Origin of the sequence: Sinomonas atrocyanea, from assembly GCF_001577305.1 — a bacterium.
Taxonomy (GTDB): Bacteria; Actinomycetota; Actinomycetes; order Actinomycetales; family Micrococcaceae; genus Sinomonas; species Sinomonas atrocyanea.
This window is the reverse complement of record NZ_CP014518.1, coordinates 1,700,671-1,716,081: the sequence shown is the minus strand read 5'-3', so window position 1 is coordinate 1,716,081 and position 15,411 is coordinate 1,700,671. Positions and strand designations below refer to the sequence as shown.

Annotated in this window: 17 protein-coding genes; 4 read left to right on the top strand and 13 right to left on the bottom strand. The window is 73.1% G+C overall.

All coding sequences use genetic code 11. The features are described 5' to 3' along the window. Positions 1-49: 49 nt before the first annotated feature. The 3 genes from SA2016_RS07875 to SA2016_RS07865 all read right to left on the bottom strand — a co-directional run bounded on the left by SA2016_RS07875 (position 50) and on the right by SA2016_RS07865 (position 3,425). Complete coding sequence (locus tag SA2016_RS07875) at positions 50-1,333, bottom strand: deoxyguanosinetriphosphate triphosphohydrolase (protein ID WP_066497147.1); 1,284 nt, start codon at positions 1,331-1,333, stop codon at positions 50-52. After that, the gene (gene dusB / locus SA2016_RS22195) at positions 1,326-2,525 is read right to left on the bottom strand and encodes a tRNA dihydrouridine synthase DusB (protein ID WP_066497146.1); all 1,200 of its coding nucleotides are present in this window, start codon (positions 2,523-2,525) and stop codon (positions 1,326-1,328) included. Before dusB ends, SA2016_RS07875 begins: the two co-directional genes overlap by 8 nt. 78 nt (positions 2,526-2,603) lie before the next feature. Continuing rightward, the gene (locus tag SA2016_RS07865; protein ID WP_066497144.1) at positions 2,604-3,425 is read right to left on the bottom strand and encodes a hypothetical protein; all 822 of its coding nucleotides are present in this window, start codon (positions 3,423-3,425) and stop codon (positions 2,604-2,606) included. A 397-nt stretch (positions 3,426-3,822) separates the two neighbouring features. Between SA2016_RS07865 and SA2016_RS07860 the strand changes: the two genes are divergently transcribed. Further along, positions 3,823-4,671, top strand: a complete 849-nt coding sequence (locus SA2016_RS07860; RefSeq protein ID WP_066497142.1) for a lysophospholipid acyltransferase family protein — start codon at positions 3,823-3,825, stop codon at positions 4,669-4,671. A gap of 25 nt (positions 4,672-4,696) precedes the next feature. Here SA2016_RS07860 and SA2016_RS07855 read toward each other — a convergent pair whose 3' ends face one another. From SA2016_RS07855 to SA2016_RS07845, 3 genes are all read right to left on the bottom strand, one after another. Continuing rightward, entirely contained in the window at positions 4,697-5,731 is a 1,035-nt protein-coding gene (locus SA2016_RS07855) for a GNAT family N-acetyltransferase (protein WP_084249402.1), read from the bottom strand. A 7-nt stretch (positions 5,732-5,738) separates the two neighbouring features. Beyond that, positions 5,739-7,121: a glycine--tRNA ligase gene (locus SA2016_RS07850; RefSeq protein WP_066497141.1), complete on the bottom strand. Its 1,383-nt coding sequence runs from the start codon at positions 7,119-7,121 to the stop codon at positions 5,739-5,741. 62 nt (positions 7,122-7,183) lie between these two features. Next, on the bottom strand, positions 7,184-8,128 hold the full coding sequence (locus SA2016_RS07845; RefSeq protein ID WP_257125856.1) for a DMT family transporter: 945 nt from the start codon (positions 8,126-8,128) through the stop codon (positions 7,184-7,186). 51 nt (positions 8,129-8,179) lie between these two features. On the opposite strand from SA2016_RS07845, the gene SA2016_RS07840 reads away from it, so the two are divergent. After that, positions 8,180-8,455 carry an RNA-binding S4 domain-containing protein gene (locus SA2016_RS07840; protein WP_084249401.1) on the top strand — a complete coding sequence of 92 codons (276 nt, stop codon included), beginning with the start codon at positions 8,180-8,182 and terminating at the stop codon, positions 8,453-8,455. A gap of 95 nt (positions 8,456-8,550) precedes the next feature. Here the strand turns inward: SA2016_RS07840 and SA2016_RS07835 are convergent, their stop codons facing one another. Beyond that, entirely contained in the window at positions 8,551-9,255 is a 705-nt protein-coding gene (locus SA2016_RS07835) for an alpha/beta hydrolase (RefSeq protein WP_066497138.1), read from the bottom strand. Between the two features lie 103 nt (positions 9,256-9,358). On the opposite strand from SA2016_RS07835, the gene SA2016_RS07830 reads away from it, so the two are divergent. Together SA2016_RS07830 and SA2016_RS21400 are read left to right on the top strand one after the other, a co-directional pair. Continuing rightward, positions 9,359-10,210 (top strand): SGNH/GDSL hydrolase family protein, encoded by an 852-nt coding sequence (locus tag SA2016_RS07830; RefSeq protein WP_066497137.1) that lies wholly within the window; start codon positions 9,359-9,361, stop codon positions 10,208-10,210. 71 nt (positions 10,211-10,281) lie between these two features. Next, positions 10,282-10,887, top strand: coding sequence for a hypothetical protein (locus SA2016_RS21400; protein ID WP_066497134.1), 606 nt, complete (start codon positions 10,282-10,284; stop codon positions 10,885-10,887). Positions 10,888-10,891: 4 nt separating this feature from the next. On the opposite strand, the gene SA2016_RS07820 is transcribed toward SA2016_RS21400, so the two are convergent. From SA2016_RS07820 to metX, 6 genes are all read right to left on the bottom strand, one after another. Then, entirely contained in the window at positions 10,892-11,119 is a 228-nt protein-coding gene (locus SA2016_RS07820; RefSeq protein WP_066497133.1) for a ferredoxin, read from the bottom strand. Continuing rightward, complete coding sequence (locus SA2016_RS07815) at positions 11,116-12,333, bottom strand: NADH-ubiquinone oxidoreductase-F iron-sulfur binding region domain-containing protein (protein WP_066497131.1); 1,218 nt, start codon at positions 12,331-12,333, stop codon at positions 11,116-11,118. The genes SA2016_RS07820 and SA2016_RS07815 overlap by 4 nt, the downstream gene beginning before the upstream one ends. A gap of 17 nt (positions 12,334-12,350) precedes the next feature. After that, entirely contained in the window at positions 12,351-12,905 is a 555-nt protein-coding gene (locus SA2016_RS07810; protein WP_229710969.1) for a ferric reductase-like transmembrane domain-containing protein, read from the bottom strand. Then, positions 12,902-13,804, bottom strand: coding sequence for an FAD:protein FMN transferase (locus tag SA2016_RS07805; RefSeq protein WP_066497129.1), 903 nt, complete (start codon positions 13,802-13,804; stop codon positions 12,902-12,904). The genes SA2016_RS07810 and SA2016_RS07805 overlap by 4 nt, the downstream gene beginning before the upstream one ends. 1 nt (position 13,805) lies before the next feature. Then, entirely contained in the window at positions 13,806-14,126 is a 321-nt protein-coding gene (locus SA2016_RS21750; protein ID WP_066497127.1) for a hypothetical protein, read from the bottom strand. A gap of 126 nt (positions 14,127-14,252) precedes the next feature. Then, a complete protein-coding gene (metX, locus tag SA2016_RS07795) occupies positions 14,253-15,392 on the bottom strand; it encodes a homoserine O-acetyltransferase MetX (RefSeq protein ID WP_066502177.1) in 1,140 nt (379 codons plus the stop codon). Between the last annotated feature and the right edge of the window lie 19 nt (positions 15,393-15,411).

Sequence of the window (15,411 nt, the reverse complement as noted above, 5' to 3'; positions counted from 1 at the left end):
TCTACCTTAGCCACTGCCGCCGTCAGTCCTTGCCCGGCATCTTCGGGGCTCACCACAGGCTCGGCAGGCTCCCCACGAGGCGCTCGTACCAGGCCAGCGCGGAGCCGTCCGTGAGCGAGGCGACCTGGTCCACGATGACGCGCAGGCGCGCGCCGTCGTCCTCCGCAGCGCGCCAGTCCGCGGCGAACATCGGCTCGAGATGCCGCTCGCCGGTGGCGCTCAGGGCGGTGACGAGGGCGTGCAGGACCTCGCGCTGACGCTCGTAGATAGGCTGCCGGTGGTCGGTGGTCATGACGAAGGTGGTCGCGAGGCCCTTCATGACCGCGATCTCCAGGACCGTCTCCTCCGGGACCATGACCTCGCCGTTGTACCGCGTGAGCGGCGCCGACCCGTAGGCGGCCCTGGTCAGCGCGAGCGCGCTGTCGCAGAAGCGCCCGATCAGCTGGCTCGTCATGTTCTTCAGCGCGGCCATGGACCTCCGCGAGCCGTCCGCCTCGCGGACCCACACAGGGGTCGCCTCGAGCCGGGCGAGCGCCGCGTCGATGGCGGCGGCGTCGCTGTGCGGCAGGTACCACTGCTGGGTGTAGCCGATGACCCGGGCGCGGTGGTCCGGGTTCTCCATCCAGCGCAGCTGGAACTTCCCGGCCACGATCGCGTCCTCGACGTCGTGGACCGAGTAGGCGATGTCGTCCGAGAGGTCCATGACCTGGGCTTCGATGCACGACCGCCCGGTGGGGGCGCCGTCCCTGATCCAGGAGAAGATCGGGAGGTCGTCCTCGTACGCGCCGAACTTGCTGGTGCGATGGCCGTGGACCAGCGGCGCGTCGACGGCGGTCCAGGGGTACTTGCACGCGGCGTCCAGGCTCGCGCGCGTCAGGTTCAGCCCGGCGGGGCGCCCTGCGGCGTCGAGGACCTTCGGCTCGAGCCGCGTCAGCAGGCGGAGGGTCTGGGCGTTGCCCTCGAAGCCGCCGATGGCGTGGGCGATGTCGTTCAGGGCGCTCTCGCCGTTGTGGCCGAACGGCGGGTGGCCGAGGTCGTGGCTCAGGCACGCCGCGTCGACGACGTCCGGATCGCATCCCAGGACGCGCCCGAGCTCGCGGCCGACCTGGGCGACCTCGAGCGAATGGGTCAGCCTGGTGCGGACGAAGTCATCGGTGTCCGGTGCGACGACCTGCGTCTTCGCCCCGAGCCGGCGCAGGGCGGACGAGTGGAGGACGCGGGCCCTGTCCCGCTCGAAGTCGCTGCGGTAGGACTTCTTGGTCGGTTCCTCGACCCAGCGCTGCGTGTCCTGCGACGCGTAGCCGCGCGTGCCCTCGGCGACGGCCTCAGCCACCGGACACGTCCAGCTCTGCGGCGGCGATGTCGCGGGTCTGGGCGCTGTCCATGGTCCGGCTCTCGAGCCAGCGGTCCGGGAGGGCGGGGCGCTTCGGCGACCCCGCCCGGCCCCGCGGCCCCTCGGCATCGGCGCCCGGGTAGGGTGCGTCCGCGTCGAGCGTGCCCAGGAGGCCGCGGAGCTCCTCGAGCGTGTTCACCTGCGCGAGGCGGGCCCGCAGCTCCCCTCCCACCGCGTATCCCTTGAAGTACCAGGCGACGTGCTTGCGGATGTCCCGCAGCGCCTTGCCCTCGTCCTCGAAGTACTCGACCAGGAGCTGCGCGTGGCGGAAGAACGCCTCGCCGACCTCCGCAAGTCCGGGCTGGATGCGGTCCGCGCGGCCTTCGAAGGCCGCCTGCAGGTCGCCGAAGAGCCAGGGGCGGCCTTGGCAGCCGCGCCCGACGACGACCCCGTCGACCCCCGTCTCGCGCACCATGCGCACCGCGTCCTCGGCGCTCCAGATGTCGCCGTTGCCGAGCACCGGCACGTCCGGGAGGGCCTCCCGCAGGCGGGCAATGGCGCTCCAGTCCGCCGTCCCGGAATAGAACTGGGCCGCGGTGCGCCCGTGCAGTGCCACCGCGGCGACGCCGGCGTCCCGCGCGATCCGGCCGGCGTCGAGGTAGGTCAGGTGGTCCTCGTCGATGCCTTTGCGCATCTTCACGGTCAGCGGGAGGCCGCCCCGGTCCGCCTCGCGGACCGCGGTGGTGACGATCTGCGTGAACAGGTCCGTCTTCCAGGGCAGGGCCGAGCCGCCTCCGCGCTTGGTGACCTTCGGGACCGGGCAGCCGAAGTTGAGGTCGATGTGGTCGGCAAGGTCTTCCTCGACGAGCATGCGGACGGCCTGGCCCACGGTGACGGGATCCACCCCGTAGAGCTGCACCGAGCGGACGGCCTCATCGTCGTCGTGCCTGATCATGCGCAGGGACTCGGGGTGCCGCTCGACGAGTGCCCGCGAGGTGACCATCTCCGCGACGTACAGCCCCCCGCCGAACTCGCGGCACAGGCGCCGGAAGGCCGTGTTCGTGATGCCCGCCATCGGCGCGAGCACCACGGGGGTGTCGACGGTGAGGCGCCCCAGGTGCAGGGGCGGCAGCTCGAGTCGAACGGGTTCGGCTGGGGCACCCGAGGGGGTTCCGGGAAGGACGGTTGGCACAGCAGTCACCCCTCCATTGTGTCAAAGCGATGCAAAACGCCGGCGCACCCGCTCTGGGCGCGGGCGGCGTGCCCCCTCTCACGCGACCGCCCTGCCGTCCTGTGAGCCGTCCTGTCCGCCGAGGAGGCGGACCAGTTCCGCGGGCGCGGAGACGACGACCGCGCCGTCCTCCCATGCCGTTGCCTGCTGCATGGGGGCGCCCGGGCGCCACCAGTAGACGTGCGGACTCAGCGGCGCCACCTCGTCCTGGGCGAGGACGGCGTTGAGTTCGAGCATCGAACGGATGCCCTCGCTCGAGACGCTGTCCTCGGTCACGGTGAAGGCGATCATCCTCAGCGCCGGAACGCTGAAGAGGACCCCGAGGGGGCCGGGCTCGATCCCGAAGTGGTCCATGAGCCGCTCCGGATAGGCCATCCACGATGCCTGGCGCGGATGATCGGACTCGAGCAGCAGAACGGCCGTGCCCTCGCGGACGACGGCCTCTCCCCTCCCGAGGCCCGCTGCGAAGAGGTTGGACTCCGCGGCCGCCCAGGCCGCGTCGGGGGCGCCCGCCTTGGCGAGGTGGTCGTCGGCGAGGTAGAGGGAGGCCTGGTCGTGGCGGAGGGCCAGAATCAGCGGCAGCCCTCCCACGTGGCGGGCGTACGTGTGGGCCTCGGCGAGCTGGCCCGGCGGCATCCGCTCTGGCGCCACGAAGCGGGGGAAGAGCCGTTCGCGCAGAGCCTGCCCCGCGTACCCGAGGCCGCCGCGGGTTCGGCAGCCGTGGACGGCGACGTCGAGGATCTGGGTGACGACGGCCGCGACCATGGCGCCCCACTCCGCTTCGGGAAGACGCCCTGCCTCGCGGGCGATGGTCGAGAACCCCAGCTGTGCGCCCGGGCCCGTGAAGGGGCCTCCCGTCACGGCCAGGTGCGTCCCGCAGTCCTTGGCCCGGTACCCGCGGCTGCGGACGGCCTCTGCCGCGTGGGCTGTAAGGGCGTCGGCCTGGCGCTGGCTGAACTCGGGCAGATGCGGGTCCCGAGGTCCACCCTGCCCGCTCGGGCCCGAGGGTCCAGGTAGCCCGCCGGGGCCAGCAGGCAGCGTCCTCCCGCCTCTGCGTGTGCGATTGCGCTGTGCCTTGGCCATGCCAACCCCCGGGTTCCCTGGTGTCCGGTGCCCCTTCGGCACCTGGTTCCCGACGCTACGGAGCTGGCGGCCCGGCCGGAACCGAGAAGAGGCCCTATGTGGACAAGCCGCCAGCGAGCCGCCTGCCAGCAACGCAGCCCCCGTCGGAGGCTCTGCCGCCTGTAGGGTGGGCGCCATGGCGACACCTCGCGTTCCGGGCCGCCCGCGGCTCCCGGATCAGGCGCGCCGTCTCCGGCCGGACAACTTCTGGCTTTACGATCTGGCCCGCCTGGCGTTCACCGCCCTGCGGGACCTGTTTCGGGTCGACGTCGTCTCCACGGGCCACGACGCCGTCCCTGAGGGGCAGGTTGTCCTCACCATCACGCACTTCGGGTATCTCGACTTCGTTCCCGTCGCCCTGCTGTGGTGGGAGCTCCGGCGGGACAGGCTGCGGTTCCTCGTGGGCCCCCGCCCCTATCGCAGCCGTCTGCTGGGCGCAGCGATCAATGCCTGCGGAGGGCTCGCCGTCGTGGGCAAGCCGAACCACGCGAGCCTCCACGCCTCCCTGAGGACCCTGGACGCGGGCTGGAGCGTTGCCCTCTTCCCCGAGGCCGGGGTGAGCCGGAGCTTCACCGTGCGCGCCTGCCATACCGGTGCGGTGCGGATGGCCCTCGAGACCGGCGTCCCCCTCGTGCCCGTGGCGGTCTGGGGCGGCCACCGCATCATGACCCGGGGCCATGGGGCCAGGGCGAGGCGGGGGGCGGGCTCGCTCAGGGCCTTGTGGCAGGCTCCGGTCCGGATCCACTTCGGCGCCCCCGTGGACGTGGCCGGCACCACCGGCCCCGAGGACGCCGGACGGCGACTCCAGACGGCCCTCCAGTCCGCCGCCGACGTCGCGGTGCTCGACTTCCCGCTGGGCCACCCCGCCGGGGCGTGGTGGGTGCCGGCGAAATTCGGCGGAGGGGCTCCGACCGAGGCCGAGCGCGACATCTGGGATGCTCGCGACGTCATGAACGGGCTGCGTCCCGACCGCGACAAGATGTAAGTCGCCCGGGGCCGGGAGCCGGCGGTCAGTCCCCGACGGTGAGGGTCTCGGGCCCCACCTGCTCTGCCGTGCCCGTCTCGAGCAGCGGATCGACCGCGGCCCGCACGGCGGCCATGGAGTCGTCGACTTCGAGCCGCACCGGATGCTGGTAGGCCACGAGCGCGAGGAGGCCGCGCACCGCGTCCTGGGCGTCGGCCCGGTCGAGACGGACCTCGTGGCCGAGCAGCACTTCGCTCGGCTGTTCGGCGGCGGCGCTCGCCGGGCCGGCATAGCTCACCGCGAAGGCCCGCAGCCGGCCCTTCTTCGACGGCGCGACCCCGGCGCCGAACGCGCTCACGGCCGGGGCTCGCAGCACGACGGCGCCGTGGGCCCCCGCGGCGTCAGAGAGGAAGAGCTGCTGGGCACGGCCCACGCTGAGCGCAGCCGGCGGGTCCCACTCGTGCACCGCGGCATAGTAGCGGCCGACGGCGTCGCTCAGCTCGACCGAGCCGGTCGCCAGATCCTCGACGAGCGGGGAAGTGTCATCGCCCAGCCCGGTCTCCGCCGCCGGCCCGTCGCCGAAGACGGGGAGCTTGAGCGCCCCCGGCCGCACGACGACCTCGCGGGAGCGCTGGAGCAGGCCGAACCCGCTGGCCTCGGCGAACGCCGCCCCCGCGCTCCCGGCCTCGACCTTCGAGCGCAGGCGCGGGACCCCTCCGCCCGCGGCCGCGGCGATGCGGGCGGGCACGTCGGCGGTGCGCTCACGCAGGCGCCGCAGGAGCTCGGTCCCGATGCCTGCCCGACGATGGTCCCGGGCAACCTCGACGTACACCCACAGCCGCGCCGGATGGAGCGCCGCCTCGTAGACGACGCCGGCCGCCACGGGAATGCCCTGGTCCTCCGCCACGATGCAGCGGCGCCATGCGGCGGCAGGCGACGGCGCGGCGTCGTCCGCACCGTCCGAGTCCGGCGCGAAGGCACCGCGGAACTGCGCCGGCGACGCGCCCTCGGCGTCGCCCCACAGCTGCAGCAGGGTGCGGTCGTCGCCCTCGCGCCAGGGCCGGTAGGTCAGCTGTGCCACGCCCGGGTCACTTCCCGAGCCGCTCGAACAGGTAGCCGGTCACCTTGTCGAGGGAGACCCGCTCCTGGCTCATCGAGTCGCGCTCGCGGATGGTCACGGCCTGGTCCTCGAGGGTGTCGAAGTCCACGGTGATGCAGAACGGGGTGCCGATCTCGTCCTGGCGACGGTAGCGGCGGCCGATCGCGCCGGCGTCGTCGAACTCGATGTTCCAGTGCCGCCGCAGCTCGGCGCCGAGGTCGCGGGCCTTGGGCGAGAGGTCCTCGTTGCGCGAGAGCGGGAGGACGGCGGCCTTGACGGGGGCCAGGCGCGGATCGAGGCGCAGGACCGTGCGCTTGTCCACGCCGCCCTTCGTGTTGGGCGCCTCGTCCTCGGTGAAGGCGTCGACGAGGAAGGCCATCATGGACCGGGTGAGGCCGAACGAGGGCTCGATCACGTACGGCGTGTAGCGCTCATTGGTGGCCTGGTTGAAGTAGGCGAGCTCGTGGCCGGAGGCCTTCGAATGGCTCGAGAGGTCGAAGTCCGTGCGGTTCGCGACGCCCATGAGCTCGCCCCACTCGTTGCCCTGGAAGCCGAAGCGGTACTCGATGTCGATCGTGCCCGCCGAGTAGTGGGCGCGCTCGTCCTCGGGGACGTCGAACTGGCGCATGTTCTCGGGGTTGATGCCGAGGTCGATGAACCAGTTCCAGCAGGCGTCGACCCAGTGCTTGAACCACGCGTCGGCGTCAGCCGGCGCGGTGAAGTACTCGATCTCCATCTGCTCGAACTCGCGCGTGCGGAAGATGAAGTTGCCGGGGGTGATCTCGTTGCGGAAGGCCTTGCCGATCTGGCCGATGCCGAACGGCGGCTTCTTCCGGGAGGTCGTGACGACGTTGTTGAAGTTGACGAAGATGCCCTGCGCCGTCTCGGGGCGCATGTAGTGCAGGCCCTCGGCGTTGTCGACCGGGCCCAGGAAGGTCTTCATCAGGCCGGAGAACATCTGCGGCTCGGTCCACTTCCCGGCGGTGCCGCAGTTCGGGCACGTGATGGAGTCCATGCCCTCCTCGGGCGCGCGGCCCTTCTTGGCCTCGTACGCCTCGATGAGGTGGTCCTGGCGGAAGCGGTGGTGGCACTGGAGGCACTCGACGAGCGGATCGGTGAACGTCGCGACGTGGCCCGAGGCCTCCCAGACCTGCTTGGGCAGGATCACCGAGGAGTCGAGCCCGACCATGTCCTCGCGGCCGCGGACGAAGGTCTGCCACCACTGCTCCTTGATGTTCTCCTTGAGCTCGACGCCGAGTGGACCGTAGTCCCACGCCGAGCGGGACCCTCCGTAGATCTCACCCGCCTGGTAGACGAATCCGCGGCGCTTGGCCAGGGAGACAATCGAGTCCAGTGCGGTCTTGGGTGCCAAGGGGAATCCTCCGAGAGTGCTCAGGCCGCTGGGTGCGGTCCGTCGGGTGTGTGCCTCCAAGACTACCGGCGGAACTGGCGCCGGTCCCACGGGAGGGTCGCCACGACCATGGCCCCGAGCGTGGCGAGGGTGCCGACCACGGTCGGAAGGGCAACCACACTGCCCGGCACCGGGGCCGCAGCATCGAGGGCGAGCGAGCCGAGGAGCTGGCCGCCGATCATGCCCAGGCCGGTGAGGAGCACGCCGAGGTGCCGAACGAGCACGGCGGCCGCGCCGATGAACACGACTCCGAGCACGCCTCCGGTGTAGTACCACCAGTCCCCCGGGAAGTCCCCGGGCAGCGGCCGGCCAGGGCCCGAGGCGGCGAGCTTGACACCCCAGGCGAGCGCGAGGCCCACGATTCCCGAGACGAAGTTCATGAGCGTGGCCGCGAGGGGACTGCCGTACGCGCGGGCGCTTGCGCCGTTCATGGCCGATTGGAAGCTCTGCCCGAAGCCTGCCGCCGCCGGGAGGACGATGACCGCGAGGAGCGCGGCGGGATCGGCGACCGAGAGCTTGGGCGCCACGGTGTACGCGACTGAGGCGAGCGTGAGGACCGTGGCAAGGAGACGGATTCCGGTGACCGGGCGCCTCCGCCCCTGCGCGAAGCCCACCCGGTCCACGAGCAGACCGCTGATGGTCTGGCCGGTGACCGCGGCGATGGTGAACACGGCGATGCCCAGGATTCCCACGGTGAAGGTCTGGGCGACGACGAACAGCGCCCCGAACAGGCCCGCGCCGAGGTACCACCAGGGGACGCGGCCCCCACGCAGCGAAGGCACGATCTCGCTCAGGCCCGCCCGGCCGGACGGGAGTGCCAGGGCGATGCCGATCAAGAGGACGAGCCCGGTGGAGAAGCTCGCGAGCGCCGCCTCGAGCCCGTCGCCGACCCTGAGGCCGAGGGCGCCGTTGACGCGCCCCTGGGCCGGGATGGCGATGCCTGCCAGGACGGCCGCTGCGAGCCACACGGGCAGGGGCGCGCGGGGGCATCAGTCATCCGCCTAGCCTAGAGTTGCAGCATGACGCGCCGCGAATCCTCCCGTGCCACCGGCCAGCCCCCGTCCCAGGGCAGCGGCGCCGAGGAGACCGTCGAGATCCGCGAGGGGACGATCCGGCTCGGACAGCTCCTCAAGCTCGCCTCGCTCGTCGAGGACGGCGTCGAGGCCGCAGAGCTCATCCGCCACGGCCTGGTGAAGGTCAACGGGGAGATCGAGGAGCGCCGCGGGCGGCAGCTGGGGGTCGGCGACTCGGTCGAGGTCAACGGCCAGCGCGTCCGCCTCGTGCCGCAGTCCTGACCGGAGCGCCTGGCCCGGCCGGAGCGCCGGCCCGGCCTGAGCGCGAGGCTGGGCAGCCGCCCGAGGCGGGCAGCCGCCGTCGCGCCCCGCGGGGCTCAGCCCTTGAGGACCGAGAGCTCGAGGAACTCCTTCACGTGGGCGATCTCGGGCGCGCTGACGCTGTGCCCGATTCCCGGGTACGTGACCTTGGTCAGCTGCACGTGGCTGCGCACCCAGCCCATCGTGTACTCGACCTTGTCCTGCGTGATGACGGGGTCGGCCTGGTCGCGGCCCCAGAACATGGGGAGCGTCCCGTCGAGGTCCCCGTCGAGGAAGTAGCCGTAGTCCTCCGCCGGGGCGCCGGCTGAGGACGGATCGACAGCGAAGCCGGACAGGCCCACCACGGCCGCGAAGTCGTGCGGGCGGCGCCGCACGAGGGAGGTCGCCATGGCCATCCCCATCGAGAAGCCGAGCACGGTCACGGAGCTGTGCCGGCCGCGCACGTCATCCAGCCAGGCGAGGACGTACTCGGTGGCGGCCTCGACGGCGTCCATGGTGAAGTCCTGCGCGGCCATGAGCGGGAACCACTGGTACGCCCCGGGGGCCAGCTCCTGCGGCGCGCGCAGCGAGGCGACGGTGAACTGCGCGGGGACGTAGGGGGCGAGGCCCATGAGGTCGGCCTCGTTGGAGCCGTAGCCGTGGAGCAGCACGAGGAGCGGCGTGCCCTCCCGGTCCTCCTCGGGGCGGTTCCACAGGGCGACGTGCTCGGGGTAGTGGGCGGGGAAGGCGGCGCGCCGGGCGTCGGCAGGGGCATCAGTCATGTCCCCATTGTGACACATAGTTGAAGCATCAACTATTCTCGCCGAGCGCGGCACTGCCTATCTGAAAGACCGTTCAGGTTACTTGCGCGGCATAATTGCAGCCATGACCGTCGAACGCGAGGCCCCAGCAGAAATCGGTCTCCCGGAGGGGCGCCGGCACCCGTGGCACCGGTACGTGGCGCTCGGGGACTCCTTCACCGAGGGGATCGGCGATCCCGATCCGCAGAACCCGGGGCGCCACCGCGGCTGGGCGGACCGGCTGGCCGAGGAGCTCTCGCACGGCACCGAGGATTTCGCGTACGCGAACCTTGCGATCCGGGGGCGCCTCCTGGGCCGCATCCTGGACGAGCAGCTCGAGCCGGCCCTCGAGCTCCGACCGGACCTCGTGTCGGTCTCGGCTGGCGGCAACGACCTGCTGCGGCCGGGGAGCGATCCCGATGCCCTCGCGCTCCGGCTCGACTCCGCCGTGGGACGCCTCGCCGACGCGGGCGCCACGGTGCTCCTCTTCAACGGCCCGGACATCGGCTCGACCCCCGTGCTCTCGGCCATCCGCGGCAAGGTCGCCATCTACAACGAGAACCTGCGTGTGGTTGCGGCGCGGCACGACGCCGTCGTGGCCGACATGTGGGGCCTGCGCCAGCTCTCCGATCCGCGCATGTGGGACACCGACCGGCTGCACTTCTCCCCACTCGGCCACCACACCATCGCGATCATGGCCCTCGAGACCCTCAATGTCCGCCACGGCCTCGAGCCGATGGACCCGAGCCCGACTCCCGTGCGCACCTGGCGTACGGCCCGGACCGAGGACCTTGTCTGGGCGCGGGAGTACTTCGTCCCGTGGGTGATCCGGAGGCTGCGGCACAAGTCGAGCGGGGACGGCATCTCGGCGAAGCGGCCGACGGCGGGGCCCGTCTTCGGCGCGGGAGCTCCCCTCGGCTCGGGCGAACCGAGCTGACCCGAGCCGCGCGCGGGGATCTGCCCAGACGGCCCACAGCTGGCCCTCAGGTGGCGGCGTAGGCTGGTGGCATGAGTGGGAACTGGATCTTCTGGGTCGTCATCTTCTGGTGGGTGATCCCCATGGTGATGCGGAAGATGCGCCAGCCCGGACCCGGGACGGGGCGCCCGCCGTACCCCCGGGACCGCGGGGACCAGTACGGCCGGGACCAGTACGGCCAGTATCCGCAGTATCCGCAGCCCGGCCAGTACCCCCAGTCTCCCCAGGGTGGCCAGTCTCCCCAGGGCGCCCAGCATCCCCAGGGCGCCCAGTATCCCCAGGGCGGCCAGTACCCGCAGGGCGGGATTCCGGAGGGCCAGAGCCCGGCCCGGCCGGACGTGCCGTGGTGGCAGCAGCCCCTGCCCCCCGGTTTCCCCGGCCAGCCGACACAGCAGTCACAGCCTGCTCCGCAGGCACAGCCCAACCCGCAGGCACAGTCCACCCCGCAGGGCCAGGCCGGAGCCCCGGCTCGGCCGGCTCGGCCGGCGGCAACGGCATCGGTGGAGCCCGGGGCGCCGGATGATGCGCCGCAGGGCTACCGCGCCAAGAAGCTCGCGGAGCTCGACCGGCAGTTCTCCGAGCAGAAGATCTCGCTCGAGGAGTACATGAAGGCGCGCAACGAGGTCATGCGCGGCTGAGAGGTCATGCGCGGCTGACGCGTCGCAGCAGGAGCGCCTGGACGGGGCACAGGTCCACCGCGTCCTGGGCGGCCCCGCCCAGTGCGCCGGGGACCGGCACGTCGCGCCCTCCGCGGCCCACGGGGTAGCCCCAGTCGTCGCGGACGAGGAGTTCGGGGAGGAGCTCCGTGCAGAGCCCCCGCCCCTCGCAGCGGGTGAAGTCGATGTGCAGCTCGAGCTGCGTGCGGCTCATCGCTGCCACCCCTGGACGCAGGCCCCGCCGAGGTGCGCGTGGACCTCGTCGCGGAAGACCGACAGGGTGCTCCGGACGAATCCGGCGGCCCCGTCGGGGTGCCGGCAGGCGCCGCGGCCGGTGACGAGGCCCGCGAGCCGCTCGGCCTCCGAGGCGAGCCACGGGGTGCGCTCGCCCGCGGCGATCCGCTCCACGACGGCAGCCATGGCGGGCAGGCCGAACATGCAGGGGCCGCACTGCTGCGCCGAGCTGTCGGCGAGGTAGCGCGCGATCGGCGCCGCGGCCGTCAGGCCGCACCGCCCCTTCGCGACTGCGAGGAGCACCCCCGCGCCCGGGCGGCCGCCGTAGCGGGCGAGGCCCGCCGCCGTCATGGGTCGGTCGAAGCCGCCGGCGGGGACCCACGCGCCGTGGAACCCGCCCACGAGGACGGCGGCGGTGGACGCGGCGTCCACTCCCCCGGCCTGGAGGATCTCGCGGACGGTCGCGCCGCCGGGGACCTCGAGCACCGCGTCGGCGGGCACATCGCCTGCCAGGCTCACGAGCCTCGTGCCGGGGTCTTCCCGGGTGCCGGTGCTGCGGAACCAGGCGGACCCGTAGCGGGCCACGAGGGCGAGCTGCGCAAGGGTCTCGATGTTGTGCAGGAGCGTGGGCTGCCCGCGGTATCCGCTGGTGCTCAGGCGCACGGTCGTGTCCCGCGGGAGGGCAGGGCCGCCCTCGAGGGCGGAGACCACCGCCGTGGCCTCGCCGGAGATGAACGTCCGCGGGGCCTCGACGAGCCGGACGCGGCGGGCGTCCCGGCGTTCCGCCACGGCCTCGGCCACGGCCGCGAGCGCGTCCGCGGGGGCATAGACGAACAGCTGCGAGGCGCCCAGCGCCTCCCCGGCGTCGAGGAGGCCGTCGAGCACGAGGTGCGGGGCCCGGCGCAGGAGTGCGGCGTCCTTGCGGCTCACGGGCTCGCCTTCGGCGCCGTTGGCGATGACCACGGGCCGGCGCCCGCTGATGGAGGAGAGCTTGCGCCAGGCGGGGAAGCCCGCTCCGCCGCGGCCGGCAAGGCCGGAGGCCTCGAGCTCGGTGAGCAGTGCCTCGCGGGTCCAGTCGTCGCGGCGCGCGCCGTAGGCCGCCTCGTGGGCCGCCCTGCCGGGGCCGGCTGCGGCAAAGAGCCGGCCGGTGCCGAGGGCGGGGAGTCTGATGTCCGTCTCGGTTGTCGCTTCCATGGAGTGGGCCGTTCCTCTCAGGCTCGCCCGAGCCGCGCCGCGGACGTTTCGGCGAATCCCGCGCTCAGGCGCCAGACGACGGCACAGGCCACGGCGCCGGCGCAGCCCCACGCGTAGGCCTGGAACCACAGGTCCACCGCGTTGGTGCCGGTGCCGAGGGCGTGCGCGAGGCCGATCGGCCACATGCCGTACGCCGCCCAGTGGATGGTCCTGAACACCCGCTGGCCGAGGCGCTGGCGCAGCAGCCCCGTCACCACGAGGGCGAGCACGAGGTCGAGTGCCACCGTCCCGAGGCCTACCCAGAAGGGGTTCCAGGCGGCGATGAACGGGACCACCACATCGGGGAGTGCGAGCTTGGCGTGCGGATCGAGCATGAGGGTGCCCACGTGCAGGGCCAGGAAGACCACGGCGGTGAGGGCGGTGCTGCGGTGGACGAGCGCGACGGAGAAGCGGGGCAGCCCGAGGAGCGGGCGCCCCGACCGGCTCACGATCCCGAGCACGAGCACCAGGGTGAAGAGGCCGAGCGAGACGATCCCGCCGGCCCGTCCGATGGCCCACATGATCTCGTTCATCCGCGCGCCCCCGCTGCGAGGGGCGCGTCGGCCCCGGTGCGCGGCGCGGGCCAGCCGCCGAGCTCGATCACGCCGCCGTCGTCCCTGACGAGGCGCGCGGGGAATCCCGACTCGCGCAGCCGCGCGACCGCCGCGGGTCCGCGCACGATCGCGGCGGTGCTGGCCATGTTCGCGCTCAGGCAGTCGGGGGCCGCGACGGTGACGCTGCGCCAGGTCGCGGGAGCGGGCAGCGCCGTCCAGGGGTCGAGGATGTGGTGCACCGAGGCCCCGCGGCGGCGCTTCTGGGTGCTCGACGTGGCCATGGCCCACCCGCCCGTCAGCCGGACCTGGGTCGCGGGATCGCCGGGGAGGTCCTGGACGAGGATCTCCCACGCGTCGTCGCCGGCCGTGGCGATGTCGCCGCCGAGCGAGACGAGGACGGAGGTGCCGAGCTCGTCGCGGAGGCCGCGGGCGGCGAGGTCTGCGGCGGCGGCCTTCGCCGTCGCGCCGAGATCGAGGACGACGCCGCGCGGCAGCGTCAGCTCGTTGCCCTCCAGGCTGATGCCGCGCCAGCTCTCGGCCGGCCGGAGGACGGGGGCCTCCGGGGCCGCGTCCTCCTCCAGCGGGCCGAACCCCAAGGAGGTGAGCTCGCGCCCGAGGGTCGGGACGACGTCGCCCCCGCTGCGTTCGGCGACGTCGAGCGCAGCGCGGATCAGGTGCGCGAGCAGCGGGCTCACCGTGCCGCCGCCGGAGCGCTGGAGCACGGCGAGCTCGGAGTCGGCGCGGTAGCTGCTGGCCGCCTGGTCGACGCGGCGCAGGAGTGCCGTGACGCTGGCGAGGGCGGCGGGGAGGGCCGAGGAGTCCGCGACGGCCACCCGGCAGTCGCAGGTGAACGCCTCGAAGTCGGCGTGGGCCGCCATCTCAGGACCCTGAGGACTGGCCCATGGGGCCCCCGCCCTGGGACGGCGCAAGGCCCTGCGTGCCGGACTGGTACTGCTGGTAGCGGCTGTGGCGCGTGCCGCCGTTGTCCAGCGGGGCGCTGTTGGTCCCGCTGCCGTCCTGCCCCGACACCCCGCTCTGGCCGGAGTCGTCCGAGGAGCCGGGGGTCGTGACGTTCTGGACAACGGCCGGGACGTACACGGCGGCAGCGATCGCGCCGACGCCGAAGACGCCGGTGGCGCCGACGGCCACAGCGGCCAGGCGCGCCCGGCGCCGGCCCGTTTCGCGGATGCTCTCACCCATCTGGTCCTCCTCTGGTCTTCTTCCAGCATGGAGGACGCACTTGTAGCTTGGGCGGGAGGAAGCTGTGTGATTCCTGTGCCTCCGCCGATGGGGTGCGCCCGTGGGCTGCGGGGCGCCCCGGCGGGCTCAGAGCGTGAAGACGCGCCGGCGCAGTTCCGCGCCGAGCTGGCCGATCTCCGTCAGGAAGCCGTCGTGGCCGATCTTCGCATCGATCGAGTGCACCGGGACCTCGCCGGGCAGGGCGCGCGCGAGCTCATCGCTCTGCTCCGGGAAGTAGAGCCGGTCGGAGTTCACCGAGGCCAGGAAGAACTCGGCCCTGGCCCCCGCGAGGGCGCGCTGCATCCCGCCGCGGCCGCGGCCGACGTCGTGGCTCATGAGCGCCTCGGTGAGCGCCACGTAGCTGTTGGCGTCGAAGCGGCCCACGAGCTTGTCCGCCTGGTGGTCGAGGTAGCTCTCCACCTGGTAGCGCCCCCGCTCTGCCGCGCCGCCGGGCGCCTCGAGCGGATTCTCGGCGCCCTGGCCGCGGCGGCCGAACCGGAAGTTCAGCTCGGCCTCGGACCGGTAGGAGATGTGGGCGATGCGCCGGGCCAGGCCGAGGCCTGCCACCGGTTCGGGGCCGCCGTAGTAGTCGCCGCCGCGGTACGCCGGATCCTGGCGGATGGCGAGGAGCTGGGCCTGCGCGAGTGCGATCTGCTCGGCAGTGGAGTACCCCCCGATGGCGACGACGACGCAGTGCCGCACCCGATCGGGGTACATGGCGGCCCACTCGAGGGCCCGGGCACCGCCCATGGACCCGCCCAGCACGGCGTGCCACCGCCGGACCCCGAGCCGGTCGGCGAGCCGGGCTTCGGCGCGGACCGAGTCGCGGATCGTCACGAACGGGAACCGCGACCCCCACGGGACGCCCTCGGGGTCGAGGCTGCTGGGCCCGGTGCTGCCGTAGCAGCCGCCGAGCATGTTGGCCGCGACGACGAAGTACTTCTCGGTGTCCACCGGCTTGCCCGGCCCCACGAGCGCGTCCCACCAGCCGGGTTCGGCCCCGTGGCCCTGGGCCACGTGCGTGTCTCCGGTGAGGGCGTGCTGGATCAGGACGGCGTTGGAGGCGTCCGCGTCGAGCGTGCCCCACGTCTCGTAGGAGAGCTCGACCTCGGGCAGCGCGCCGCCGGCCTCGAGCTGGAGGGCCCCCACGCCGGCGGTGAGCACGACGCCGTCCTGCCGCGGCGCCGTCGTGCGCTCGCCGCGGCGCGCGGCAGCTGAGCCGGGCACGCCCGGGCGGTCGAGGAGC